At 30.8% G+C, this 23578-nt stretch carries 23 protein-coding genes; 12 read left to right on the forward strand and 11 right to left on the reverse strand.

Features of this window, described 5'->3' with window-relative positions:
- Nucleotides 1-528, forward strand: a 528-nt coding sequence (locus CQA76_RS02540; RefSeq protein ID WP_232364883.1) for a methyl-accepting chemotaxis protein, incomplete at its 5' end; no start/stop codon positions are given.
- 601 nt (nucleotides 529-1129) lie between these two features.
- Here the strand turns inward: CQA76_RS02540 and CQA76_RS02545 are convergent.
- The 5 genes from CQA76_RS02545 to ilvE form a co-directional block, all read right to left on the reverse strand.
- The gene (locus tag CQA76_RS02545; protein ID WP_137621885.1) at nucleotides 1130-3235 is read right to left on the reverse strand and encodes a methyl-accepting chemotaxis protein; all 2106 of its coding nucleotides are present in this window, start codon (nucleotides 3233-3235) and stop codon (nucleotides 1130-1132) included.
- A 217-nt stretch (nucleotides 3236-3452) separates the two neighbouring features.
- Nucleotides 3453-3962 (reverse strand): DUF2393 family protein, encoded by a 510-nt coding sequence (locus CQA76_RS02550; protein WP_137621886.1) that lies wholly within the window; start codon nucleotides 3960-3962, stop codon nucleotides 3453-3455.
- Entirely contained in the window at nucleotides 3962-4492 is a 531-nt protein-coding gene (locus CQA76_RS02555; RefSeq protein ID WP_137621887.1) for a DUF2393 family protein, read from the reverse strand. Before CQA76_RS02555 ends, CQA76_RS02550 begins: the two co-directional genes overlap by 1 nt.
- 18 nt (nucleotides 4493-4510) lie before the next feature.
- Nucleotides 4511-5593, reverse strand: a complete 1083-nt coding sequence (locus CQA76_RS02560; protein ID WP_137621888.1) for a prohibitin family protein — start codon at nucleotides 5591-5593, stop codon at nucleotides 4511-4513.
- Between the two features lie 11 nt (nucleotides 5594-5604).
- On the reverse strand, nucleotides 5605-6519 hold the full coding sequence (ilvE, locus tag CQA76_RS02565; protein WP_137621889.1) for a branched-chain-amino-acid transaminase: 915 nt from the start codon (nucleotides 6517-6519) through the stop codon (nucleotides 5605-5607).
- 228 nt (nucleotides 6520-6747) lie between these two features.
- Here ilvE and CQA76_RS02570 point away from each other — a divergent pair, with 228 nt between their 5' ends.
- From CQA76_RS02570 to CQA76_RS02620, 11 genes are all read left to right on the forward strand, one after another.
- Complete coding sequence (locus CQA76_RS02570; RefSeq protein WP_137621890.1) at nucleotides 6748-6954, forward strand: tautomerase family protein; 207 nt, start codon at nucleotides 6748-6750, stop codon at nucleotides 6952-6954.
- Entirely contained in the window at nucleotides 6951-7409 is a 459-nt protein-coding gene (bcp, locus tag CQA76_RS02575) for a thioredoxin-dependent thiol peroxidase (RefSeq protein WP_137621891.1), read from the forward strand. Before CQA76_RS02570 ends, bcp begins: the two co-directional genes overlap by 4 nt.
- Nucleotides 7409-8506 (forward strand): epoxyqueuosine reductase QueH, encoded by a 1098-nt coding sequence (locus CQA76_RS02580; protein ID WP_137621892.1) that lies wholly within the window; start codon nucleotides 7409-7411, stop codon nucleotides 8504-8506. Before bcp ends, CQA76_RS02580 begins: the two co-directional genes overlap by 1 nt.
- A gap of 1 nt (nucleotide 8507) precedes the next feature.
- The gene (locus tag CQA76_RS02585) at nucleotides 8508-9341 is read left to right on the forward strand and encodes a hypothetical protein (RefSeq protein WP_137621893.1); all 834 of its coding nucleotides are present in this window, start codon (nucleotides 8508-8510) and stop codon (nucleotides 9339-9341) included.
- A 92-nt stretch (nucleotides 9342-9433) separates the two neighbouring features.
- Entirely contained in the window at nucleotides 9434-9874 is a 441-nt protein-coding gene (fabZ, locus tag CQA76_RS02590) for a 3-hydroxyacyl-ACP dehydratase FabZ (protein WP_137622045.1), read from the forward strand.
- A complete protein-coding gene (gene lpxA / locus CQA76_RS02595) occupies nucleotides 9874-10665 on the forward strand; it encodes an acyl-ACP--UDP-N-acetylglucosamine O-acyltransferase (protein ID WP_137621894.1) in 792 nt (263 codons plus the stop codon). Before fabZ ends, lpxA begins: the two co-directional genes overlap by 1 nt.
- Nucleotides 10658-11881: an ATP-dependent Clp protease ATP-binding subunit ClpX gene (gene clpX / locus CQA76_RS02600; protein WP_137621895.1), complete on the forward strand. Its 1224-nt coding sequence runs from the start codon at nucleotides 10658-10660 to the stop codon at nucleotides 11879-11881. The genes lpxA and clpX overlap by 8 nt, the downstream gene beginning before the upstream one ends.
- Before the next feature lie 14 nt (nucleotides 11882-11895).
- A complete protein-coding gene (locus CQA76_RS02605; RefSeq protein WP_137621896.1) occupies nucleotides 11896-12936 on the forward strand; it encodes a rod shape-determining protein in 1041 nt (346 codons plus the stop codon).
- Complete coding sequence (gene mreC / locus CQA76_RS02610) at nucleotides 12926-13675, forward strand: rod shape-determining protein MreC (protein WP_137621897.1); 750 nt, start codon at nucleotides 12926-12928, stop codon at nucleotides 13673-13675. The genes CQA76_RS02605 and mreC overlap by 11 nt, the downstream gene beginning before the upstream one ends.
- A 96-nt stretch (nucleotides 13676-13771) precedes the next feature.
- Nucleotides 13772-17041: a carbamoyl-phosphate synthase large subunit gene (gene carB / locus CQA76_RS02615; protein ID WP_137621898.1), complete on the forward strand. Its 3270-nt coding sequence runs from the start codon at nucleotides 13772-13774 to the stop codon at nucleotides 17039-17041.
- A gap of 8 nt (nucleotides 17042-17049) precedes the next feature.
- On the forward strand, nucleotides 17050-17472 hold the full coding sequence (locus CQA76_RS02620) for a Sua5 YciO YrdC YwlC family protein (RefSeq protein ID WP_137621899.1): 423 nt from the start codon (nucleotides 17050-17052) through the stop codon (nucleotides 17470-17472).
- Here the strand turns inward: CQA76_RS02620 and CQA76_RS02625 are convergent.
- The 6 genes from CQA76_RS02625 to CQA76_RS02650 are packed head-to-tail and all read right to left on the reverse strand — an operon-like array spanning nucleotide 17458 to nucleotide 23577.
- Complete coding sequence (locus tag CQA76_RS02625; protein WP_137621900.1) at nucleotides 17458-18441, reverse strand: transaldolase; 984 nt, start codon at nucleotides 18439-18441, stop codon at nucleotides 17458-17460. The two genes, CQA76_RS02620 and CQA76_RS02625, sit on opposite strands and share 15 nt — an antisense overlap.
- On the reverse strand, nucleotides 18441-19058 hold the full coding sequence (serB, locus tag CQA76_RS02630) for a phosphoserine phosphatase SerB (RefSeq protein WP_137621901.1): 618 nt from the start codon (nucleotides 19056-19058) through the stop codon (nucleotides 18441-18443). Before serB ends, CQA76_RS02625 begins: the two co-directional genes overlap by 1 nt.
- Nucleotides 19058-19582, reverse strand: a complete 525-nt coding sequence (locus tag CQA76_RS02635) for a chemotaxis protein CheW (RefSeq protein WP_137621902.1) — start codon at nucleotides 19580-19582, stop codon at nucleotides 19058-19060. Before CQA76_RS02635 ends, serB begins: the two co-directional genes overlap by 1 nt.
- 4 nt (nucleotides 19583-19586) lie before the next feature.
- Complete coding sequence (locus CQA76_RS02640; RefSeq protein WP_137621903.1) at nucleotides 19587-21869, reverse strand: hybrid sensor histidine kinase/response regulator; 2283 nt, start codon at nucleotides 21867-21869, stop codon at nucleotides 19587-19589.
- Between the two features lie 3 nt (nucleotides 21870-21872).
- A complete protein-coding gene (locus tag CQA76_RS02645) occupies nucleotides 21873-22826 on the reverse strand; it encodes a chemotaxis protein (protein WP_137621904.1) in 954 nt (317 codons plus the stop codon).
- Entirely contained in the window at nucleotides 22819-23577 is a 759-nt protein-coding gene (locus tag CQA76_RS02650; RefSeq protein ID WP_332307576.1) for a UDP-2,3-diacylglucosamine diphosphatase, read from the reverse strand. The genes CQA76_RS02645 and CQA76_RS02650 overlap by 8 nt, the downstream gene beginning before the upstream one ends.
- Nucleotide 23578: the final 1 nt, after the last annotated feature.

Raw genomic sequence — 23578 nt, forward strand, 5'->3', positions numbered from 1 at the left:
GCTGTTCAAAACCTAACTAGCTCTTCTAATTCTCAAGCAGCTTCTTTAGAAGAAACTGCTGCTGCTTTAGAAGAGATTACTTCTTCTATGCAAAATGTTTCTGTAAAGACTAGTGATGTTATCACTCAATCAGAAGAGATTAAAAACGTTACAGGTATTATTGGAGATATTGCAGATCAAATCAATCTTTTAGCATTAAATGCTGCTATAGAAGCTGCACGTGCAGGAGAACACGGACGAGGATTTGCTGTTGTGGCTGATGAAGTTAGAAAACTAGCAGAAAGAACTCAAAAATCATTGAGTGAAATAGAAGCTAATACAAATTTATTAGTTCAATCTATCAATGATATGGCAGAATCTATTAAAGAACAAACTGCAGGTATTACTCAAATCAATGAGAGTGTAGCTACTATTGATCAAACCACTAAAGACAATGTAGAAATTGCTAATGAATCAGCTATCATTTCTAATACAGTTAGTGATATAGCTAATAATATCTTAGAAGATGTTAAGAAGAAAAAGTTTTAAAGAACTTTTTCTTTAATCATTATCTTTAAATCATTAATGATTATTCTTCTTTAATAACTTTATTGGATAATTATCATTGAATAAATCTTTGATAATTATCTTTACTTTTTTATATTATTACTTGATTATTATCTTTACTTGTATGATTAGATTGTTTTTATTTATGATTGTTTTTTGTTATAGATTATTTATTTATAAGATTATCTTTTTAATACAATTTATCTTTCTTAATAAGATTATTTTTTTATATAATTATCCTAATTATCCTAGTAATTAAATAATAAAAGGATTGATTGTTATTAATTGATTAAACTGATTTTAATTGATTAATACTTTGATTTGAAAAGCGATTTTATATAATTTATCACTTTAAAAGTTTTATAGTATTGATAATTAAATTAGCATATTTATTGAAGTAAGGGTGAGGTATAAAATTGAGTTTTGATGATTTTGGTATTTAACTAAATTAAATTTTATTAATCAATTAAAAAATAATGTTACCACAAATTCATATATTTTCCTTAATAAAAATATATAAAATGATAACATAAGATCAAATAACTAGCTTTCTTAAGCTAGTTATTGAGTGATTAAAAGTTCTTTAAAACTTTTTCTTCTTCACATCTTCTAATATATTATTAGCTATATCACTAACTGTATTAGAAATGATAGCTGATTCATTAGCAATTTCTACATTGTCTTTAGTAGTTTGATCAATTTGAGCTACACTCTCATTGATTTGAGTAATACCTGCAGTTTGTTCTTTAATAGATTCTGCCATATCATTGATAGATTGAACTAATAAATTTGTATTAGCTTCTATTTCAGATAATGATTTTTGAGTTCTTTCTGCTAGTTTTCTAACTTCATCAGCCACAACCGCAAATCCTCTTCCGTGTTCTCCTGCACGTGCCGCTTCTATAGCAGCATTTAAGGCTAAGAGATTGATTTGATCTGCAATATCTCCAATAATACTTGTAACGTTTTTAATTTCTTCAGATTGAGTGATAACATCACTAGTTTTAACTGAAACATTTTGCATAGAAGAAGTGATTTCTTCTAAAGCAGCAGCTGTTTCTTCTAAAGAAGCTGCTTGAGAATTAGAAGAACTAGTTAGGTTTTGAACAGCATTTTGTAATTTAGAACTTTCACTTGCTAAGTGATTAGCAAATTCAGAACTTTGTTTTAACATTTTAATGATTTCTTCACCTAAAGCATTAGTAGTTACTTCAACACTACCACTAGCATTTTCTAATTTATTTCTAAAGTCTAAGCTCTTATATTCTTCAAAGATTTTATGAATAGCATTCATATCAGAACCTACTTTAGTTTGTAAAACATCTAAGAGTTTATTTAAAACGTTTTTAAGTTCTACAAGTTGAGGATTTCTTGGATTTGCAGTAATTCTTGCAGTTAAATCTCCTCTTTCTACAACTTGAACCGTAGAGACTGATTCTTTTACAGCTTGGTTATCTTGTTCTAAACCTTGTTTGGTTGCAAGGATGTTTTCATTGATGATTTTTCCCATTTGTCCCAATTCATCATTATTATGAACTTCTATAGTTTTGACATCATTTCTTTTATGATTTAAGAAAAGGAAGAAATTTTCCAAAGAATGAAGTGTAGTTCCAATTCTTACAGTTACTAATTTCCTAACACAGATGTAAATAATTGCTAAGATAATAAATAAAAATACAATTGCTACTATTATTATTGCAAATTGAAGTTTATATAAAGGGGCCAAAACAGATGCTTTAGGAGTTGTTACTAGTATGCTCCAGTGACTTGAATTATTTATCGTACTAAAAGATACTACAGAAGCATAGCTTTCAAATCCTGTTGAAGTTAGAAAATTATCTAATAATAAATCTTTATTTGATCTTACAGCTTCTGCAATAGTTTTTGCAGTAGGAGCATGATTATATTCATCTAATTTTTGCAAAAGTGCTTTAGGATTTTCATGTATTACAAATTCAGCATCATTTGATAATAGTATTCTTTGATCTCCTTTATGAAAATCCAAAGATGGATCGAGTAAAACTTTTGCCATTTCTGAAAATTCTAAAGAAAATCCTATTGCTCCAATGTATTTTCCAGTTTTATTAAAAAGCGGCATAGCAAAATTTATACCTATAAATTCTCCGTTTCCAAAATTTAATTTAGTAGCTTTGCCAAATGCAACTTTAGGATTATTTGCATTAGCTTGCTGTTGAATTGTTTCCAAAACGGGAATTTCTTGATAAGCATTGTCAAGGCGTATAATTTTAATACCACCAGTAACTCCTGGAGTTGTATCGTTTAATACCATTGAAAAAACACCATCTTTGCACATAAATTTTTCTTTATCGCCACCTGATATCACAGAAGGATCATTTAAATATAAGAAGGCGTATGTAGTATGCATACTACCATCTAAAGTATCCTTAACAAGATTTGTTAGAATATTCATGTCAATAAAACCATCATCTTTTATGGAATCTGTTATAGACATACCAACCGCTCTAGATAGCATTATAGGCTCATTTAATGAACCTTCCATATAATTTACGTATCTTTTTGAAGCTAACTTAACAGATTCTTCAGCTTGATATCCCATATTTGAAGAAACTTGAAAAGATATAAAAGCAATCATAATAGCTAATCCTAAAACAATACTTATTGCTGTAAATAAGATCAGTTTCGTACCAATGCTTAGAGATTTAAACATAATAAAATCCTTTCTTAAAATGTAGTGAATTTTTTCGAGTAAATTATTATAATTAAAAAATTTTTAAAATAAAATAATTAAAAAGTATTTATTATTACATTAAAATTCAAGCTTTTTTAAGTATGATAAAATCGAGGTTTATAATTTTTAAATAAAAAATCAATTGATTAAATTTTTGGTTATAAATTTTTATTTAAATTAATGATTATTAAAGAAGTTAAATACATTTTAAGGTATGATAAAATTCAGCATTATTAAAACTTGGAGGAAAGGGAACTTTTGCTGAAAATTCTTTATAGGTGCTCCCAGGAAGTTTGTCTATAATTTCTATAGTATAAGAAACGCTTATGTTTTTCATTTTAGCATTACGTATATTTTTATCGCTAAAAATCTCACCACTTACGTGTTGTTTGTTAAATATATTTAGCATCAAATAGCATTTTCGAATATCGAATTTGGTTAAATTTTGAACTTTTCCTGTAACTATAACACTTTCATTTCTTAAATCTCTTGTGTAGACTAGATTGCTAATTTTAGCTTGAGTAGTAAATTGATTGATGGTTAAAAAAATAGAATAAATTAAAAGTGCTGTAAAAACAGTTGTTATGGTATAAGCTGTTAAGGCTATTTCTCTTTGTTTGATTTTTAAAAAAATTAAAATACAAATCAAAACAAAACAAACGATTAAAATAATAAAAGCCAAAAAATGATAAATAGTAAGTTGCATTAAAAGCACTCCGAAGATAAACCTATAGTATAGTTATTGTCATAATCAAAATTCTCGAAAGCAATTCTTTGAAATTGTGTTGTATTTTTTTTCAAATCTTTAAGTTTTTGACTTTTTATTCTAAAAGGTATCAATTGGTTTTTATATTTATTGATGATATTGTCTTGCGGCAGTATGCTTTTAAAAACTTTAGCAGTGATTTTGCATTCTTTAAAATTATTTTTTGAGGTATTAGTTATGTTAAAATCGACTATTAAATCTCCGGAGGTTTTTATTATTCTCTGTTCTATGATAGCTATTTTTCTATTTCTTACCTCATAATCTATAAGCTTATATCCAAAAATATAAATTACAAAACATAAGATTAAATTGATGGCAATAATAAAAAGCGCTATAACAGGTCTATGACGCAAAAAAACACACAGAAGAGTAACACAAACAAAAAGGAAAAAAACAAGCAAAATGAGCATATAATCTACTAAGTAAAGGTGTGTAGCGTAGAAAAGCACAATTTCTTTTATTTTTTCCAAATTATTTTTCCTTAATTTTTAATTAAAATTTGCTGCACTTTGTTTTTTAGCATCCTTTGTATCTACCCAGATATTTGGAACTGCACCGCCTGGAGTTAGAAAAATTTTAGCATCCTTATTAATTTTTAAAGCTTCATTGAATTCTTTTTGCGTCTCTATTTGTTTTAAATTTAGCAAAGAGTTATTTAGACTATTGGCAATTTCTTTATTAGAATAAGCTTGAGCATCGGCCTCAATCTTAACAGCCATAGCTTTACCTTTAGCACTTATGATTGTTGCATTCGCTTCACCTTCAGCTAAAGCTGCTTTTTTCAATGCCTCTTGATTAGCCCTTTCAACTTCATATTTTGTTCTTTCAGCCTCTTGTTTAGCGATTTGGACACGTTCAATTTGTTCTTTGACTTTTGAAGGTAGAATGATTTCTCTTAATTGAACAGCACGAAGTTCTACAGGTTCATTAGGTTGAGTGGCTATAGTTCTTCTTATACCTTCTTCGATTTGAGCTGCTATGGTATTACGATTAGTCGGCAATTCTTCAGCTGTATATTTTCCTACAACACTTCTCACAATATCTCTTACAACTGGATCAATAATTTTATTTTCCCAGTTTAAACTCCAAGTTGCTATAGTTTGTGGTACTTGAGAAGGATTTAAGCGATATTGAACGGTTACATCTATAGAAACAGGAAGTCCTCTTGAGTCTAAAACAGAAATACTATTTTTATTAATAACTCCTGATCCTGAAGTTAGATTTTCATTGGCTCCTTCAAAAGATGCGTAATTGATTTGTCTTATTCTTGTGTCAATGATAGTAATTTTTTGTACAAAAGGTAAGAAAAAATGAAGACCTGGACTTAAAGGAGTAGGGTTGTATTTACCAGTAGTTGATTTGATACCCATTTCCCCAGAATTAACTATTGCAAAAGGTTTAGCAATAGTAATAAATAATATAAGTACTAAAATAGTATAAATCAGTGGAGAAAATTTACCAAACCCCTTAAAATTGAATTCAGGTGATTTGAAATTGAAATTTTTGTGATTATTATTTTCATTGGAATTTCCATTTTTTTTGTTAAAATAATCATTTAAATCAGCTGGCATTTTTTTCCTTTCTAAATATAAGTTAGCATAGATGTGTATTTTTGATTACGCCCATAAACTATATCAAAATAAGCGTCTTGAATTTTTTTGGTTATAGAACCTCTTAAACCACTGCCTATTATTCTTGCATCAATATTATTAATTGGAGTGATTTCAGCGGCTGTTCCAGTAAAAAATGCTTCATCAGCAGTGTAAGCTTCATCTCTTGAAATTCTTTGACGAAGAGTGGTGATACCTAAATCTTGAGAAATTTTAAGTACCGTATCTTGTGTGATGCTTTTTAGAGAAAAATCATTTGGAGGTGTGATTAAAATCCCATCTTTTATCATAAAAAAGCATTCACCCGTTCCTTCCGCGATAAAACCTTCCTCATCAAGCATTAAAGCTTCTTCATATCCTGCTTCAATAGCTTCAAATTTTGCAATTTGCGAATTAAGATAATTTGCACTTGCCTTAGCTTTACCCATGCAAGATTTCACACTATTTCTCATAAAGGATGAAATTTTTACTTTTATACCTTTTTCCAAACTTTCTTCACCAAGATAAGCACCCCATTCCCAAGCAGCTATACCAACCCTAACAGGAGCTTTAGCATGATATAAGCCCATAACTCCATCTCCTAAGAAAATTAAAGGACGAATATAAACATTGTTTTTAAATCCATTTGCTTTTAAAAGATCAATTTGTGCTTTCTCAAGCTCTTTTTGAGAAAAAGGACAGTCTAAAAGAGTGATTTTTGCAGACTCTAAAAGTCTTCTAGTGTGATCTTCAAGTCTAAAAATTGCTAAGCCCTTATCAGTTTTATAAGCTCTAGTTCCTTCAAAAACAGCATTACCATAATGCAAGGAGTGAGTTAAAAAATGTAAAGTCGCGTCTTTAAAATCAACTAATTTTCCATCCATCCAAATTTTATCTGCTGAGATCATTTTTGACCTTGTGTTTAAATTAATTTTTTGTTTTAATAAAACTCTTAATTGTATCAAAAGTAAATTAATGATAGACTTTTAACTATAACGAAATTTATAAATTTTTAAGGAATTGATTTTTTTATAACAATTTTGTTTGAAAAAAGTAACTAAAAAATTTTCAAAAATTAATACCATCTTTGTTAAATTTTTGAAATAATTACAAAAAACTAAAATCAAGGAGAAAAAATGCCAATTGTAAATATAAAATTAGCTAAACCTGCATTAAGTAAGGAGAAAAAAGCTGAACTTATAGCCGATGTAACTCATCTTTTAAGCACAAAGTATAATAAAAATAAAGAAAGAGTGGTTGTAGTAATAGAAGATGTGGAAAATTATGATATAGGATTTGGCGGAGAGAGTGTAGAGCAAATTAAAGCAAAGGCTGCAAAATGAGTGATTTAAAAATAGGAGACAAAGCTCCCGAATTTGAGCTTTTAAATCAAGATGGGATTAAAATAGCACTCAAAGATTTTATCGGAAAAAAAGTGATTTTGTATTTTTATCCAAAAGATAATACTCCAGGTTGTACAACAGAAGCTTGTGATTTTAGTGAAAATTATGATCGTTTTAGTGACAAAAATGCTGTGATTTTAGGAGTAAGTCCGGATAGCACCTCAAGTCATGAAAAATTTATCTCTAAATTTGGTTTAAAACATATTTTATTAAGCGATAATGAAAAGGAGGTGGCAAAACTTTATGGGGCTTGGGGACTTAAAAAAAATTATGGCAAAGAATATGAAGGCATTATTCGTTCAACTTTTGTGATCGATGAAAATGGAAAAATCGCACAAATTTATAGCAATGTTCGTGTAAAGGATCATGCTTTAAAAGTGCTTGAAAGCCTTTAATGTTAGTGCATATTTGTTGTAGTGTGGATAGCCATTATTTTATAGAAGAATTAAGAAAAGCTTATCCTAAAGAAGAAATTATAGCTTATTTTTATGATCCTAATATCCATCCTTTAAGTGAATATGAATTGCGATTTTTAGATGTTAAAAGAAGTTGTGAGAAGCTTAAAATTAAACTTTATAAGGGCGAGTATGAATATGAAAAATGGCTTAATGCTGTGCGTGGATTTGAAGATGAGCCAGAAAAGGGTGCAAGGTGTGAAATTTGTTTTGATCTAAGAATGGGATCTAGCGTTGAATTTGCTGCAAAGTTAGGACAAAAAAAACTCACAACTACACTTTTGACAAGTCCAAAAAAAGATTTAGAACAATTAAAAAATGCTTTACAAAAAGAATGCGAGCCTTACGGAATAGAATTTTTAGCTCCAGATTTTCGTAAAAATGGAGGAACGCAAAGACAATTTGCTTTGGCTAAGGAGCAAAAACTTTATCATCAAAATTATTGTGGGTGTATTTATGGACTGAAAAAACAAAAGCAAGATAAAAATTTTATTGATGAACTGATGTCTCCGATAAATAGACAAATTTTACCTGGAAGTATAGAAGCTAGAATTGCTCTTTATAAAAAAATTACAATGCTTGAAAGAAAAGGAAAAAAATTTGATATTGTGAGACAAAAATTTTTAAATTATCGTCTTTTAAGCGCTCTAATAAAGCTTAACAAAAAGCCAACTAAATGCCATATTTTATTTTATTCTCATTTTAAAAATTCTTATACGCGTTTTTCCTTAGATGAAAATTCTTTAAATAAAAATTTAAAAAAAGGTTTTTATAAAAGCACAAAAGATGAAATACTTTTTATAGAATTTCAAAATTTTAATTCTTATTTTAAAAATAAATGGAAAGATTTCGAAGATTTTTTAAAGTATCCTTTGAAGGTAGAAGAGGAAATCAAGTGGAGAAATAAACTTTTTGGAGCTTATGATCTTTCACCTATTATTGTGCTTGAAAAAATTTTGCCTGCAAGGTATGAAATTATAGCAAAAAGTGAAATTTATTTTGATATAAAAGAAAAACTGGTTAAAGGAGATATATAAAATGAAAAAATGGTTTTTATTAATATCTTTAATTTGTGGTCTTTATGCAAAAAATTATGAAATTAAAACTTATGGTTTTAAATTAAACGATAAAGGGTATGATTTAATAGAAAATCAAAAAAATCAATGCTTATGGAACATTTGTTCTTTGCAAATTATTTTAACCAAGGGTGAAAAAACTTTTACAAATTTACAAAAAGAAAAAGCGATACAATCTTATAAAAATAATCTTATATTTTTTCCAGATTTAAATCTGTCTTTAGGAAATTTTGAAAATGATAGGTTAAATGATAAGCTAAATGATATTTCTATGGAAAAATCAATTCAATTACTTTTGCAAGATAAAAAAATGTTTTTAAAGCAAGATAAAAACAATTATTATGGTAAATATTTTAACTCCAATTTAAAAGTTTCTTATATCGATAAGGATTTGATATTTTTTGAGTATTTTGTTGATTTTAGCTATAGCTCTGCAGCACATCCTAGCTTTTATCAAAAAGGTTTTGCTTTTGATTTAAAAAATAAAAAAATTAAAACTTATTTTTTAAAAGACGTTGTTAAGGATGGTGAAAAATTTAGAACCTTTATGCGAAAAAAACTTCAAGTCTATTTTAAGAAAGCCAATAGAGATGATTTTATCCATGTAGATTATTTTCAAAAAGATGAACACTCTTTCAATCTTTTAGAGCAAGCAGTTGTTTTTAAAAAAGACAGGCTTTATATTGATTTAAGAGATTTATTAAGCGAAGCGGATAGAAGTTTGGATTTTTTTGAAATCCCTTATAGAGATTTAAAATCCTTTGCAAAAGCGGATTTAAAAAAGATTTTAAATTGAAACTGAAATTTATTGTATAATAATTAATGTAATTTTTAATGATTTTTTTATATAATTTAGTTTTTAATTGTTTTTCAAGGTTATAAATGATTATGATAGACGTAATGCAAATTCAAGAAATTTTACCCCATCGTTATCCTTTTTTGTTAGTTGATAGAATCACAGAATTGAAAAATAAAGAGATTGTTCGAGGTTATAAGAATATTAGCATAAGCGATCCTGTTTTTGTAGGACATTTTCCGGGTCATCCTATTTATCCAGGTGTTTTAATTTTAGAAGGTATGGCACAAACGGGTGGAGTTTTAGCTTTTGAGAGTATGGATGATAAAGTAGATCCTAAAAGCAAAGTTGTTTATTTTACAGGAATTGATGGAGCTAAGTTTAGAAATCCAGTAAGGCCCGGAGATCGACTTGATTATGAAATGAGTGTTGTTAAAAATCGTGGCAATATGTGGGTTTTTAAAGGTCAAGCTTTTGTGGATGGAAATTTAGTCGCAGAGGCCGAACTTAAAGCTATGATCGTGGATAAGTAATGGCAAAAATTCATCCTAGTGCAGTGGTAGAAGAAGGTGCAATTCTTGGTGAAGATGTTACCATTGAAGCCTATGCTTACGTAAGCAAAGAAGCAAAAATAGGAAATAATGTTACCATAAAACAGGGAGCTAGAATTCTTTCAGACACTACTATAGGGGATCATTCTAGAATTTTTTCTTATGCCATTGTGGGTGATATTCCCCAAGATATTTCTTATAAAGATGAGCAAAAAAGTGGCGTTATTATAGGTAAAAATGCAACCATAAGAGAATTTGTAACTATTAATTCAGGTACAATAAAAGGAGATGGTTTTACACGTATAGGAGATAATGCTTTTATTATGGCTTATTGTCATATTGCACATGATTGCATTTTAGGTCATAATATAATTTTAGCCAATAACGCAACCTTAGCAGGTCATGTGGAACTTGGAGACTTTGCTGTTGTTGGGGGATTAACTCCTATTCACCAATTTGTAAAAGTAGGAGAAAGTTGCATGATTGCGGGTGCTAGTGCGTTATCTCAAGACATTGTTCCTTTTTGTTTGGCTGAAGGAAATCGTGCAAGTATCAGAAGTTTAAATTTGGTAGGAATTCGTCGTCGATTCGAAAAAGAGGAAGTGGATAATCTTAATAAGGCTTTTAAATTTTTATTCAGACAAGGGGATTTAAAAGAAAATGCTAAACAATTGCTAGATAATTGTCAAAGTGAAAATGTTAAAAAAATGTGTGATTTTATTTTAACTACAAAACGGGGTATTCCGGTATATAGGGGTAAAAATAATGCCTAGAAAATGTAGTTTTTGTAATGAATTTGAAAATCCACAAAGAAGAATTTTGGCTAATGAGAGCGACGATTCTTTTATTTGTGAATGTTGTGTTGAGGGGGCCTATAGTATTATTTTTGGTGAAGAAAAGGATTATCAAGAACCTCAAAAAGATTACAATATAGACTTTAAGAATATTACGCCAAAAATTTTAAAAGAATATCTTGATCGTTATGTGATTGGACAAGAAAGAGCTAAAAAAGTTTTCAGTGTAGGAGTGTATAATCATTACAAAAGATTATTTAGATCAGAATTAGCTTCTGATGATACGGAACTTTTTAAATCCAATATTTTACTCGTGGGTCCAACTGGAAGTGGTAAAACCTTGCTTGCACAGACTTTAGCAAAGTTTTTAGATGTACCTATAGCAATTTGTGATGCAACTTCTTTAACTGAAGCAGGTTATGTTGGTGAAGATGTTGAAAATATACTTACACGTCTTTTACAAGCTGCTGATGGAGATGTTGAACGTGCTCAAAAAGGTATAGTCTTTATAGATGAAATTGATAAAATTGCTAGAATGAGCGAAAATCGATCTATAACTAGGGATGTAAGCGGAGAGGGTGTACAGCAAGCCTTACTTAAAATCATAGAAGGAAGTCTTGTAAATATTCCTCCAAAAGGCGGAAGAAAACATCCAAATCAAGATTTTATTCAAATAGATACTTCAAATATTTTATTTGTATGCGGTGGAGCTTTTGATGGACTTGAAGTTATACTAAAACGTAAATTAGGTGATAAGGTTGTGGGATTTTTTGATAACACACAAGAAGAAAAAAAGGCTTTACTTGAAAAAATAGAACCAGATGATTTAGTGCATTTTGGACTTATACCCGAGTTAATTGGGCGTTTGCATATTATAGCATCTTTAAATGAGTTAAACGAAGATGATATGGTAAGGATTTTAACCGAGCCGAAAAATGCTATTGTTAAACAATATCAAAAGCTTTTTGCTATAGATAGCGTGAATTTAAAATTTGAAGATGAAGCTTTAAGAGAAATTGCTAAATTAGCTTTGGAAAGAAAGACGGGTGCGAGAGGACTTAGGAGTATCATAGAAGAAATGATGGTGGATTTAATGTTTGAATTACCAGAATATAAAAATTATGATATTATTATCACCAAAGAAGTGGTGCGAGATAATGCAAGGGCGTTATTGATTAAAAAGAAAATAAGTTAATATAAAGGGAGAAAATGATTTTAGACCAACTTATAGGATTTTTTTCAAGTGATATGGGTATAGATCTTGGAACAGCAAATACTCTTATTTTAGTAAAAGATAAAGGTATTGTGATTAATGAACCTTCTGTTGTTGCGGTTGAACGTGAAAAATATGGAGCTAAAGCTAAAATTTTAGCCGTAGGAAAAGAAGCTAAAGACATGGTAGGAAAAACTCCAGGAAATATAGAAGCAATTCGTCCAATGAAAGATGGAGTTATAGCGGATTTTGATATCACTGAAAAAATGATTCGATATTTTATAGAAAAAACGCATAGAAGAAAATCTTTTTTGCGTCCTAGAATTATCATTTCAGTTCCCTATGGCTTAACTCAAGTAGAAAGAAAAGCGGTTAGAGAAAGTGCTTTAAGTGCTGGAGCTAGAGAGGTATTTTTGATAGAAGAGCCTATGGCAGCAGCTATAGGAGCAAATTTACCTATACAAGAACCTAAGGGCAATTTGGTTGTAGATATTGGTGGTGGAACGACAGAAATAGGGGTAATTTCTTTAGGCGGACTTGTAATTTCAAAGTCAATCAGAACAGCCGGTGATAAATTGGATATGAGTATTGTAAATTATGTTAAAGAAAAATACAATTTAATTATCGGGGAAAGAACGGGAGAGGAGATAAAGATTACAATAGGATCAGCTATTCAGCTTCCAAAAGAACTTTCTATGGTAGTAAAAGGCCGTGATCAAGTAACTGGACTTTTGAGCCGTGTGGAGCTTACAAGCGAAGATGTAAGAGAAGCAATGAAAGAACAACTTAAAGAAATAGCGGATGCCTTAAAAATGGTTCTTGAAATGATGCCGCCTGATTTAGCAAGTGATATTGTAGAAAATGGTGTTGTTTTAACAGGAGGCGGAGCTTTAATCCGTGGGCTTGATAAATATTTATCTGAAATAGTACGTTTGCCAATATATATTGCTGATGAACCGCTTTTGGCTGTAGCTAAAGGAACGGGTAAAGCATTGGAAGAAATTTCATTATTGCAACAATTAACGAATGAAGAATAAGCTTATTTTTGTTCTCATTTTATTTTTTTTAATATTTTTATCTTTTTATTATGGAGGATTGATTAAAAAAAACGTTCTTTTAGTTAATGATGTGGTTATAGAAGAATTTTATGGAGCTAAAGATTTCATTGTTCAAACAGTTTCTAAGCACTTTAATCAGGTAGAACAAATCGAGAAATTAAAAGCCAGGAATCAAGAATTAGAATATATGGCAGCCTTAACTACAACTTTTGCCAATCAACTCAACCGAATTTTAGAAGATAAAAATTCAACCAAATATTTACCTCAAGTTTCTTTAACTAGAGCTATTTCTTACGTGCAATTAAATGATTATAAAAAATTATGGCTTGATTTTGTTAAAGTTCCTCCTAATAAAAATAGAGGTTTAATTTATCAAGGATATACCGCTGGTATTGCTATCAATAAAGATTCTAGAGCTATGGCAATCTTACAAGGAGATGAGCAATGTGTTTTTGCTGTATATATAGGAAAAATTAAGGCTCCTGGACTCGTACAAGGGGAAAATGGAAAAGTTATGGTTAAATTTATTCCAAAATGGGCAAAAATCAATATTGGTGATGAAATTTTAACTAGTGGTCTTGACAATATCTTTTTTTCTGATGTTCCTGTTGGCGTAGTGAGTAAAATTAGCGACGGAGATATTTATCAAAGTGTCGAAGTAAAACCTTATGCCCAAATCAATATCTCAGCTTATCTTTATATGGTAGATAGTATATAATTAAAGTTTTTTCTTTGAGAAATTTAAAAAATTAAATTAAAACTCAAAGTAAAATTTGTTATAATAAGGCTAAATTACGATATCTAGGAAGAATTTATGCCAAAACGAACTGATATAAAAAATATTTTACTTATAGGAAGTGGACCTATTGTGATAGGTCAAGCTTGCGAGTTTGATTATTCTGGTACTCAAGCGGCTAAAACTTTAAAAGAACTAGGTTATCGTATTATACTCATCAACTCCAATCCTGCAACTATTATGACAGATCCAGAATTTGCAGATGCAACTTATATAGAACCTATTACAAAAGAAAATATTTTAAATATTATTAGAAAAGAAAAAGTCGATGCCATTTTACCTACCATGGGTGGGCAAGTAGCGCTTAATGTTGCAATGGAAGTTTATGAAAGTGGACTTTTAGGGGATGTGAAATTTTTAGGGGCTAATCCTGAAGCAATTAAAAAGGGTGAAGATCGTCAAGTTTTTAAAGAGTGTATGAAAAAAATTGGTATGGATTTACCAAAATCGATGTATGCGTATAATTATGATGAGGCCTTAAAAGCTGTTGATGAAATTGGTTTTCCTTTAATGATCCGTGCTTCTTATACTTTAGGTGGAGCTGGAAGTGGCGTTGTTTATAATATGGATGAATTTAAAGAACTTGCTAATATGGCCTTAGCTTTATCTCCTATACATGAAATTCTTATAGAAGAAAGTTTGCTTGGATGGAAAGAATATGAGATGGAGGTTATACGCGATAAAAATGATAATTGTATTATTGTTTGCAGTATAGAAAATCTTGATCCTATGGGGGTGCATACGGGCGATAGTATTACCGTGGCACCTGCCCTTACTTTAACTGATAAAGAATATCAAGTTATGCGAAATGCCTCTTTTGCTATTTTGCGCGAAATTGGAGTGGATACTGGCGGTTCAAATGTGCAATTTGCCGTCAATCCAAAAAATGGTAGAATGATAGTGATAGAAATGAATCCAAGGGTTTCAAGATCGAGTGCTTTAGCAAGCAAGGCAACGGGATATCCTATAGCAAAAGTAGCCACTCTTTTAGCAGTTGGTTTTACTTTAGATGAGATAAAAAATGATATTACAGGAACTCCGGCTAGTTTTGAGCCTGTGCTTGATTATATTGTTACAAAAATTCCTCGTTTTACTTTTGAAAAATTTCCAAATGCAAACACAACCCTAGGCACAGCAATGAAAAGCGTGGGTGAAGTGATGGCTATAGGCCGCACTTTTAAAGAGAGTATTCAAAAAGCACTTTGTTCTTTAGAGCGATCTTTAAGTGGATTTGATGAGGTTAAATTTGAAGATAAAAACGATCTTATATTTAAAATTCGCAACCCTAATGAAAAAAGATTGCTTTATGTTGCACAAGCTTTTAGAGAAGGATTTGATATAGAAGAGCTTTATGAGTTAAGCAGTATAGATCCTTGGTTTTTAGCTCAAATTAAAGAAATTGTAGATTTTGAAAAACAAATCGATATGGATATTTTAAATGATAAATCCCTTTTAAGAAAAGCAAAAACTATGGGCTTTTCTGATAAGATGATCGCCTTGCAAGTTAATTTAAAAGATAATTTAGAACTCAGTCAAAATGATATTTATTATGCAAGAATGAAACATAAAATCATAGCAGAATTTAGTGAAGTAGATACTTGTGCAGGTGAATTTAAAGCCTTAACTCCTTATTTTTATTCTAGCATCAATGTGAGTGAATTAACTCAAAGTAAGCAAGAATCAAGAGACAAAAAAGAAAAAAAAGTTATGATTATAGGAGGTGGGCCAAATCGTATAGGGCAAGGGATAGAATTTGATTATGCTTGCGTGCATGCTTCTTTTGCCTTAAAAGATATGGGCATAAAAACCATTATGTATAATTGTAATCCAGAAACTGTTTCAACTGATTATGATACGAGTGATATTTTATATTTTGAACCTATTGATTTTGAACATTTAAGAGCTGTGATTGAGCGAGAAAAACCTGATGGAATTATTGTGCATTTTGGCGGTCAAACCCCATTAAAATTCGCTAAGCGTCTCAGTGCTTTTGGTGCAAAAATTATAGGCACAAATGCAAGAGTGATTGATATGGCTGAAGATAGGAAAAAATTTGCCCAATTTATTGAAAAAATAGGCATTAATCAGCCTAAAAATTCGACAGCAATTACCGTAGAAGAAGCAGTGCTAAAAGCGAGTGAAATTGGTTATCCGGTTTTAGTTCGTCCAAGTTATGTTTTGGGTGGTAGAGCCATGCGTGTAGTGAGCAATGAATCCGAACTTCGAATTTATATGCAAGAAGCAGTAAGCGTAAGTGATAAAAGCCCGGTTTTAATTGATCAGTATTTAGACAATGCTACAGAAATTGATGTGGATGCAATTTGCGATGGAAAAGATGTCTATATTGCTGGAATTATGGAGCATATCCAAGAAGCAGGAGTTCATTCTGGTGATAGTGCTTGTTCTTTGCCGCCTTGCAATATAGATGAAAAAATGCAAAATTTAATTGCAGAAAAAACAGCAGATATAGCTTTAAATTTGGGTGTTGTTGGACTTTTAAATATCCAATTTGCTATTTACAATAATGAACTTTATATCATAGAAGTTAATCCTAGAGCGAGTCGAACTGTGCCTTTTGTCAGTAAAGCCACAGGCCTTCCTTTAGCTAAAGTTGCAACACGTGTTATGTGGCAAGGCGATCTAAAAGAAGCTTTAAAATTTTATGATCGTTTTAAGATTGTTGATTTTAAACGCAAAATTTTACAACCTAAAGCTTTAAAATATGTTAGCGTAAAAGAAGCGGTTTTTCCGTTTGCAAAACTAAGCGGTAGTGATTTAGAACTTGGGCCTGAAATGCGTTCTACGGGTGAAGTAATGGGAATTAGTAAAGATTTTGCTAATTCTTTTGCAAAAAGTCAAATCGCATCTTTTAATCCTTTGCCAGAAAGCGGAGTTGTGTTTATTTCTTTAAAAGAAAAAGATAAAAAGTATGCTAAAAAAATGGCTGCAGAATATACTAAATTAGGCTTTAAATTAATGGCAACGAGTGGAACTTGTAAAGAAATACAAGCGAATGGCTTTGATTGTGAGCTTGTGTATAAAATTTCCGAAGGTCGTCCAAATGTTGAGGATAAATTAAAAAATGGCGAAATTAATCTAGTGATTAATACAAGTGATAGTCATAGTTTTCAAGGAGATACTAAAAAAATCCGTGAAAATATCATACGCTTTAAAATCCCGTATTTCACAAATTTGCGTTCCGCTTTAGCGGGTGCTAAATCGATCAAAGCTATACAAGGAAAAACTTATTTGGAAATAAAAAGCTTGCAAGAGCATTTAAAAATTTAAAATATTTTATGATCTATTTAGCGCAAACAGATACAACGGCTGGTTTTTTAAGTAAAAATTTAGAAGAAATTAATACCTTAAAAGGCAGAGTTAAGAATAAGCCTTGTCTTATTACTTCAGCAAAATTTAGCGAGTTACAAAATCTTACAAGGGTGCCAAAAGGTTTTAAAAATTTGGTGCGTCGTGCTAAGAAAACTACTTTTATTTATCCTAATAATCAAGCCATCCGTATTGTTAAAGATTGTAAGCATGCTGAATTTTTATCTCAAAATGGTTTTTTTTACTCGAGTTCTGCAAATAAACATGGAAAGAAATTTGATGAAATTTGGGCTAAAAGTGTAGCTGATGTGATTTTAGATAAAGTTTTTTTTGAAAGCACTCCCTCTAAAATATTAAAAATCAGAGGGAGCAAAAAGTTAAAAATCCGATAAAGTTTTTAAAATTTCTTCAAAAGCTATGCAAAATTGCTCTAAACCTTCTTGTAATAAAATATCATAAGATTGTTTCAATTCATCTTCTGCGATTATTTGATCAAGTTGTGTTTTAATTTCTGCGTCATTTAGTGGCTTTTTAAAATCATATTTCCAATCAAATGCCTTGATAGCATCAAGTGGAGCGGTATTTACGCTATTTTCAAAAAGAAGTTCTTTGATATAATAATCTTTTGGCAGATCATCACCCTTTACTCCAGTGCTAGCAAAAAGTGCACGGATGTTAGGTTCATTTTGACTTACAATGTAATTATAAGCTAAATTCGCATTTAAGATACCTATACGATTTTGTTTTTTTGTTTTTGGGTTTAAGAGTCTATCAAAACGACTCACAAAGATGCTGATCACAGCTTTTGGAGTGTTTAGATTTCCTTTTAAATGGGCTTGAGATTTTCTAAATTCTATTAAACCTTGATTGAGAGCTTCAAAGCATTGTTTATTTTGTTCTTGTGAAAAAATCAGTGTCGCATTTACATTGATACCATTTTTCATAAGTTCATACATGACTTCATAAGAAGCTTTGGTTGCTGGGATTTTAATCATAACATTTTCTTTAGCAATGGCTGTATAAAGTCTTTTTGCTTCCCCTAAACTTAAAGCAGTATTATCATAAAGTCTTGGATCTATTTCTATACTGATAAAACCATCATTTTTTTGATAAAATAAAGGAGCAAGTTTATCAGCAGCCTTTTTGATATCATAAATAGCAAGTTCTTCGTAAATTTCTTTTGCTTTGCTGTCTTTTAAAGCAGCAATTTTATTTTTGTAAATAGGAGAAGTTAAAATAGCATTTTTAAAAATCGCCGGATTAGAAGTTGCACCATTAACCCCAAGGGATAATAAATTTAGAAAATCATGATCTAAGAAAGTGTTTTCAATAAAATCACACCATAAAGAAAATTTTTTCATTATATTGCCTTTATTATTTCTTTTAAATCTTTTTTATTTATGCAAATATCAGCTTTAGATTGCAAAAGCTCATTGGCACAGAATGCAATTTTTAAGCCACTTTCTTCAAACATAGCGATATCATTAAAACCATCCCCAACACACATAATTTCTTCACTTTTTAAATGAAGTATTTTTTTGAGTTTTTGAAGCATGAGTCCTTTGGAATTTAAAAACATTATTTCTCCACTTACAAGTCCTGTAAGTAAGCCGTTTTTTTGATGTAAATGATTTGCAAAAGCTATATTAAAGCCAAGTTTTTCCATTGCCGGATTAATGCCCTCATAAAAGCCACCACTACAAATAATCAAAAGTATATTTTTAGATTTTAAAAATTCACAAAGCTCGTAAGCCCCATTCATTAAAGGAAGTTTTTTTCCGATTTCTAAAACTTTTGTATAAGACATACCTTTTAGATAAGATACTTTTTGAAGTGATGCTTCAAAGAAATCAAGATCGGTGGAATTGTGAGTGATATTTCTCACTTTATCACCCACTCCATAAGAATCAGCCAAAATATCTATGGTTTCACCATCCATTAAGGTAGAATCAAAGTCAAAAACACAAAGCTTAATCATTAAAATTCACGTTTAAGTAAGGCTTCAACCTTTAAGATAGTCAAGATATTTTCATCCCTTTTTCCTATACCGTAAATCATACCTTTTTCTTTAAGTAAAGTTTCAGGCGGTGGATCAATACGGTTTCTGTGAATTTTAATAGCTTCAGTTAATCTATCTATAACAAAGCCTGCATTTCCAGAAGCATTGCTACCCGCATCAGTTGAGCCTCTTAAAACAATATAACGAGTTTGAGGAGTCATTTTTGAACTACCCAAATGAAAACGCTGTGCTAAGTCAATAAGCGGCATAACATTACCACGCATATTAAACACGCCTAGAACATAATCAGGCACACTTGGAACCCTTGTATATTCTATAGGCTTAATGATTTCTTGAATATTGAGGATTGGAATAGCATATTCTTCATCTCCAACCACAAATCCAACAAGTTGAATAATATCATCTTCTTTTTGATCGATATCAGGACCAGCTATCTGAGTTTGCTGTTTTTGCAATATTTGCTCTAATTTTTCATTACTCATATTCTTATCCTAGTTTTAAATTTTTTCTCACCACATTTTCCAAATATTCTGGAGAATAAGGTTTTGTAATATATTCAGTCATACCTACTTCCACCCCTCTTAAGCGATCTGTTTTGCTTGTTCTAGAGGTTACAGCTATAAGTGGTAAATTGCGATATTTAGAATATTTTCTAATTTCAGCCGCTAAGGTATAACCATCCATTCTTGGCATTTCAATATCTATAAGCATAGCATCAATATCATGCTCGCCAGATTTTACAATATTAAGCGCTTCGGCTCCATTGGTTGCTTCGATCAAGCTTACTCCAAGTGGTTCTAATGCTTTTTGCATTAAAGTTCTATCCATTTTAGAATCATCTACGATTAAAACTTTATAATCACTCGGTTGTTCTTTCACTTTTTTGGAACTAGCTTCAAGTTGGGCTTTAATATCAACTTTGATTTCTTTAGCCATATCCATCATAGCACCCACATCGATGATCAGTGTTACTCTACCATCACCACGTATTGTAGCTCCGGCTATACCTTGGATATTTTGTAAGTATTCTCCCATAGACTTGATAACAATTTCTTCTTGTCCTACGAGTGTATCTACTATAATACCAAGCTTACTTTCAGCCACACCGATAACTACAACATAGGTTTGATCGCCACTTTCAAGTACTTGTTTAACACCAAATACATCAGAAAGTCTCACAAGAGATAAAACTTCATCTCTTAAGCGTAATACATTTTTACCTTCAATGGTATAAATATCATCAACTGGCACTCTAACGGTTTCAAGAACGCTTGCCAATGGAATAGCATAAAATTCTTCTTGAGTTCCAACAAGCAAGGATTGGATAATAGCCAAAGTAAGAGGAATTTTAAGTTTAAAGGTACTTCCTTTACCTAATTCGCTATCAATTTCAATCACACCATTGAGTTTTTCAATATTGGTTTTAACAACGTCCATTCCAACGCCACGTCCAGAAACATTGGTAACCTTAGCTGCAGTTGAAAAACCTGGTTTGAAAATAAGTGCAAAAGCTTCTTTGTCTGTCATTTGATCCGCTTCTCTTTCTGTGATCAAATTTTTCTCTATAGCTTTTGCTTTTAAGCCATTTGGATCAAGTCCTTTACCATCATCGGTAATTTCAACAACTATATGATTTCCTTCATTATAGGCTTTAAGCTGAACGATACCTTTTTCAGGCTTACCATTAGCTACACGAGTTGCCGGATCTTCTACTCCATGATCGCAAGAATTTCTAATCATGTGCATGATAGGATCGCCAATTTCTTCAACGATAGATTTATCAAGTTCTGTTTCTTCACCAGAAATTTCTAGCTCTATTTGTTTGCCAAGCTCACGACTTAAGTCACGAACAACTCTTGGGAATTTATTGAAAACTTTCGCAATAGGTTGCATCCTAGTTTTCATAACCGCCAATTGAACATCAGTTGTGATAATACTAAGTTGGCTTACAACTTGATTGAGCTCTTCAAGGAATTTTTCACCTTCATAACGCTCTTCAACATCATCATAAATTTTAAGTAAGCGGTTTTTACCAAGAACTAGCTCCCCGATTAAGTTCATCAAGTGATCTAATCTTTTAACTTCAACACGAATGGTTTGATCCATACCACCACCACTACTTGATGCTGGAACCTTTTTTTCACCACCTTCAGTTTTTGTTGGCTGTTTAGATGGAGTAGGATTTTGCTTTTTCTGAGCACGACGTGCTTGATCTTCCGCTTTTCTTACTTTTAGCAATCTTTCAATTTCAGCTTCTACTTCAGAATCACTTAATTGATTTACATCTACTTCTGGTTCTGGTGCAGGAGCTTCTACTTCTTTAGGAGCTTCAGCTGGTGCTTGTTGCTCTGGTTTTGTTTCACCGCCACTTGGAGATTCTCCTTCAGAAATAGCGGTTAATCTTGTACAAATTGGCTCTATATCCATACCTATGGCAGTATCATTACCATTGTCTCGGATAGAATTAAGCAATGTTTTCATTCTGTCAATTGATTCTAAAACAACATCCATAATATCTGGAGTGATTTTTAATTCTCCGTGTCTTGCTTTATTTAAAACATCTTCCATGTGATGAGTTAATTTTGTCAAAACATCAAAATTTAAGAAGCTTGATGAACCTTTTACGGTGTGTGCAACACGGAAAATTCTATTGAGTAATTCTAAATCTTCTGGATTCGATTCAAGTTCTACCAAATCATGGTCGATTTGCTCAACTAGCTCAAAAGCCTCAACTAAAAAGTCTTCAAGTATTTCTTGCATATCTTCCATATTTTACCCCTGTTCTTGTGATTGGTGTCTTTTTAAGACTTTAGTTACTTCACTAAAGAAATCACTAGCGTTAAATTTAACCAAATAACCTTCTCCGCCAGCTTCTTTAACACCTTTTTCATTCATAAATTCATTAGATAATGATGAGTTAAAGACAATAGGAATATCTTTAAATCTTATATCTTCTTTAAGACGTGCTGCAAAATGGAAACCATCCATTTGCGGCATTTCAACGTCGCTAATTATAATTTTTAAAACACTACATAAATTTTCACCATAAATTTGGCTAAGTTCTTCAAGTTTATTTAAACCTTCAATACCATCTTTAGCTTCGATAACTTGTAGACCCAATTGTTGCATCATATCTTTTACGCGTTTTCTAGCTGTTAAACTATCATCTAAAATGAGTGCAGTTCCATTAAATTGTTCTAACTTATAGTCTACTTCAGTTTTAGGTGAATAAATTCCTAGTTCTTCTATAACGCTTTCTAGATCGAGTATCAATAATACTTCGTCATTTTCTATACGTGTAACTCCAGTAATTTTACCTCTATCTAAAGCACCAGAACCTGCTGAAAAAGTCGCTGGCTCTATATCTCTCCAGTTGATACGACGAATTCTTTTTGCTTCATGAACGATGAAACCTATAAGAATATTACTAAATTCGGTAATAATAACTCTAGGCTTTAACATGGCACTTTCTGGCTCGGTGATTTGCATCCATTTAGCAAGATTAACTACTGGAATAACTATACCACGAAGATCAAAGATCCCTTCGATATAATCAGGTACCCCAGGAAGTTCTGTAAGAGTTGGAATTTTGATAATTTCTCTAACTTTAGAGACATTTACCCCATAAATTCCTTCATAAATCTTATCTTGTCCTTGCTTAAAGATACGGAAATCGACAAGCTCCATTTCATTTGAACCCGTTTTCACGATATTTTCATCAAACATTTTGACCCCTCAATTTCTGTTCTCGAAATTCAATTTCTTGTTTGTATTCTACTAAAAAAAAACTTTCCTTATGTGCAAAACTGGATAAGTTGAAATATTTGATGTTTTTTTCATTTAAAATAAAATTCTGATGATAATGTCCTTCGCATACCCAAGAACCTAAATTATTATATTTTAGATATCTTTTATTAGCTAAAATTTCAAAATTTTTTATCTTATAAAATAGATTTTTTTGATTTTGATTTTTTAAAATTTTATTTGATATAGAGTGAAAACTGATTTGATTTATCCAGTTTAAAAATACAAGTAAATAATGATTTCTAAGGCTTTTGAGTGCAAATTGTAGGCAAGGAGATAAAAAAATATCGCCATGTGCTAAAAAAATATAGGAATTTTCATTTTTAACTTCACTTGTATGCAATTTAAGTTTTAAAGGTTGTTTTTTTATGGGAAAAATTTTTACCTTTTCAAAAAAGCAAGAAAGATTAAAATCATGATTTCCTTCAAGGTAGATTATTTCTATTTTTTGTGCTAATTCTTCAAGTAAATAAATATAAGGTTTTGCAAATTCATGAGTGGCAGAAATTTCTCCGATGAGCAGATCAAAAATATCGCCCATTAAGATGAGTTGAGGTGTGGAAATTTCATTATTTTTCAAAGCTTGTAAAAATTTCCAAAAACCTCTTCGTTGATTGTTTTCATGGGCATCGGCAATTAAAATTGCCTTATCTTGTAGGATTAATTCTTGCATC

Origin of the sequence: Campylobacter aviculae (assembly GCF_005406215.1) — a bacterium.
Taxonomy (GTDB): domain Bacteria; phylum Campylobacterota; class Campylobacteria; order Campylobacterales; family Campylobacteraceae; genus Campylobacter_D; species Campylobacter_D aviculae.

Bases quoted from the DNA above. Each gene is read 5' to 3' on its own strand.
- CQA76_RS02545 (WP_137621885.1), bottom strand. From the start codon at position 3,235: ATGTTTAAATCTCTAAGCATTGGTACGAAACTGATCTTATTTACAGCA.
- CQA76_RS02550 (WP_137621886.1), bottom strand. From the start codon at position 3,962: ATGCAACTTACTATTTATCATTTTTTGGCTTTTATTATTTTAATCGTT.
- CQA76_RS02560 (WP_137621888.1), bottom strand. From the start codon at position 5,593: ATGCCAGCTGATTTAAATGATTATTTTAACAAAAAAAATGGAAATTCC.
- ilvE (WP_137621889.1), bottom strand. From the start codon at position 6,519: ATGATCTCAGCAGATAAAATTTGGATGGATGGAAAATTAGTTGATTTT.
- CQA76_RS02570 (WP_137621890.1), top strand. From the start codon at position 6,748: ATGCCAATTGTAAATATAAAATTAGCTAAACCTGCATTAAGTAAGGAG.
- bcp (WP_137621891.1), top strand. From the start codon at position 6,951: ATGAGTGATTTAAAAATAGGAGACAAAGCTCCCGAATTTGAGCTTTTA.
- CQA76_RS02580 (WP_137621892.1), top strand. From the start codon at position 7,409: ATGTTAGTGCATATTTGTTGTAGTGTGGATAGCCATTATTTTATAGAA.
- CQA76_RS02585 (WP_137621893.1), top strand. From the start codon at position 8,508: ATGAAAAAATGGTTTTTATTAATATCTTTAATTTGTGGTCTTTATGCA.
- fabZ (WP_137622045.1), top strand. From the start codon at position 9,434: ATGATAGACGTAATGCAAATTCAAGAAATTTTACCCCATCGTTATCCT.
- lpxA (WP_137621894.1), top strand. From the start codon at position 9,874: ATGGCAAAAATTCATCCTAGTGCAGTGGTAGAAGAAGGTGCAATTCTT.
- clpX (WP_137621895.1), top strand. From the start codon at position 10,658: ATGCCTAGAAAATGTAGTTTTTGTAATGAATTTGAAAATCCACAAAGA.
- CQA76_RS02605 (WP_137621896.1), top strand. From the start codon at position 11,896: ATGATTTTAGACCAACTTATAGGATTTTTTTCAAGTGATATGGGTATA.
- mreC (WP_137621897.1), top strand. From the start codon at position 12,926: ATGAAGAATAAGCTTATTTTTGTTCTCATTTTATTTTTTTTAATATTT.
- carB (WP_137621898.1), top strand. From the start codon at position 13,772: ATGCCAAAACGAACTGATATAAAAAATATTTTACTTATAGGAAGTGGA.
- CQA76_RS02620 (WP_137621899.1), top strand. From the start codon at position 17,050: ATGATCTATTTAGCGCAAACAGATACAACGGCTGGTTTTTTAAGTAAA.
- CQA76_RS02625 (WP_137621900.1), bottom strand. From the start codon at position 18,441: ATGAAAAAATTTTCTTTATGGTGTGATTTTATTGAAAACACTTTCTTA.
- serB (WP_137621901.1), bottom strand. From the start codon at position 19,058: ATGATTAAGCTTTGTGTTTTTGACTTTGATTCTACCTTAATGGATGGT.
- CQA76_RS02635 (WP_137621902.1), bottom strand. From the start codon at position 19,582: ATGAGTAATGAAAAATTAGAGCAAATATTGCAAAAACAGCAAACTCAG.
- CQA76_RS02640 (WP_137621903.1), bottom strand. From the start codon at position 21,869: ATGGAAGATATGCAAGAAATACTTGAAGACTTTTTAGTTGAGGCTTTT.
- CQA76_RS02645 (WP_137621904.1), bottom strand. From the start codon at position 22,826: ATGTTTGATGAAAATATCGTGAAAACGGGTTCAAATGAAATGGAGCTT.
- CQA76_RS02650 (WP_332307576.1), bottom strand. From the start codon at position 23,577: ATGCAAGAATTAATCCTACAAGATAAGGCAATTTTAATTGCCGATGCC.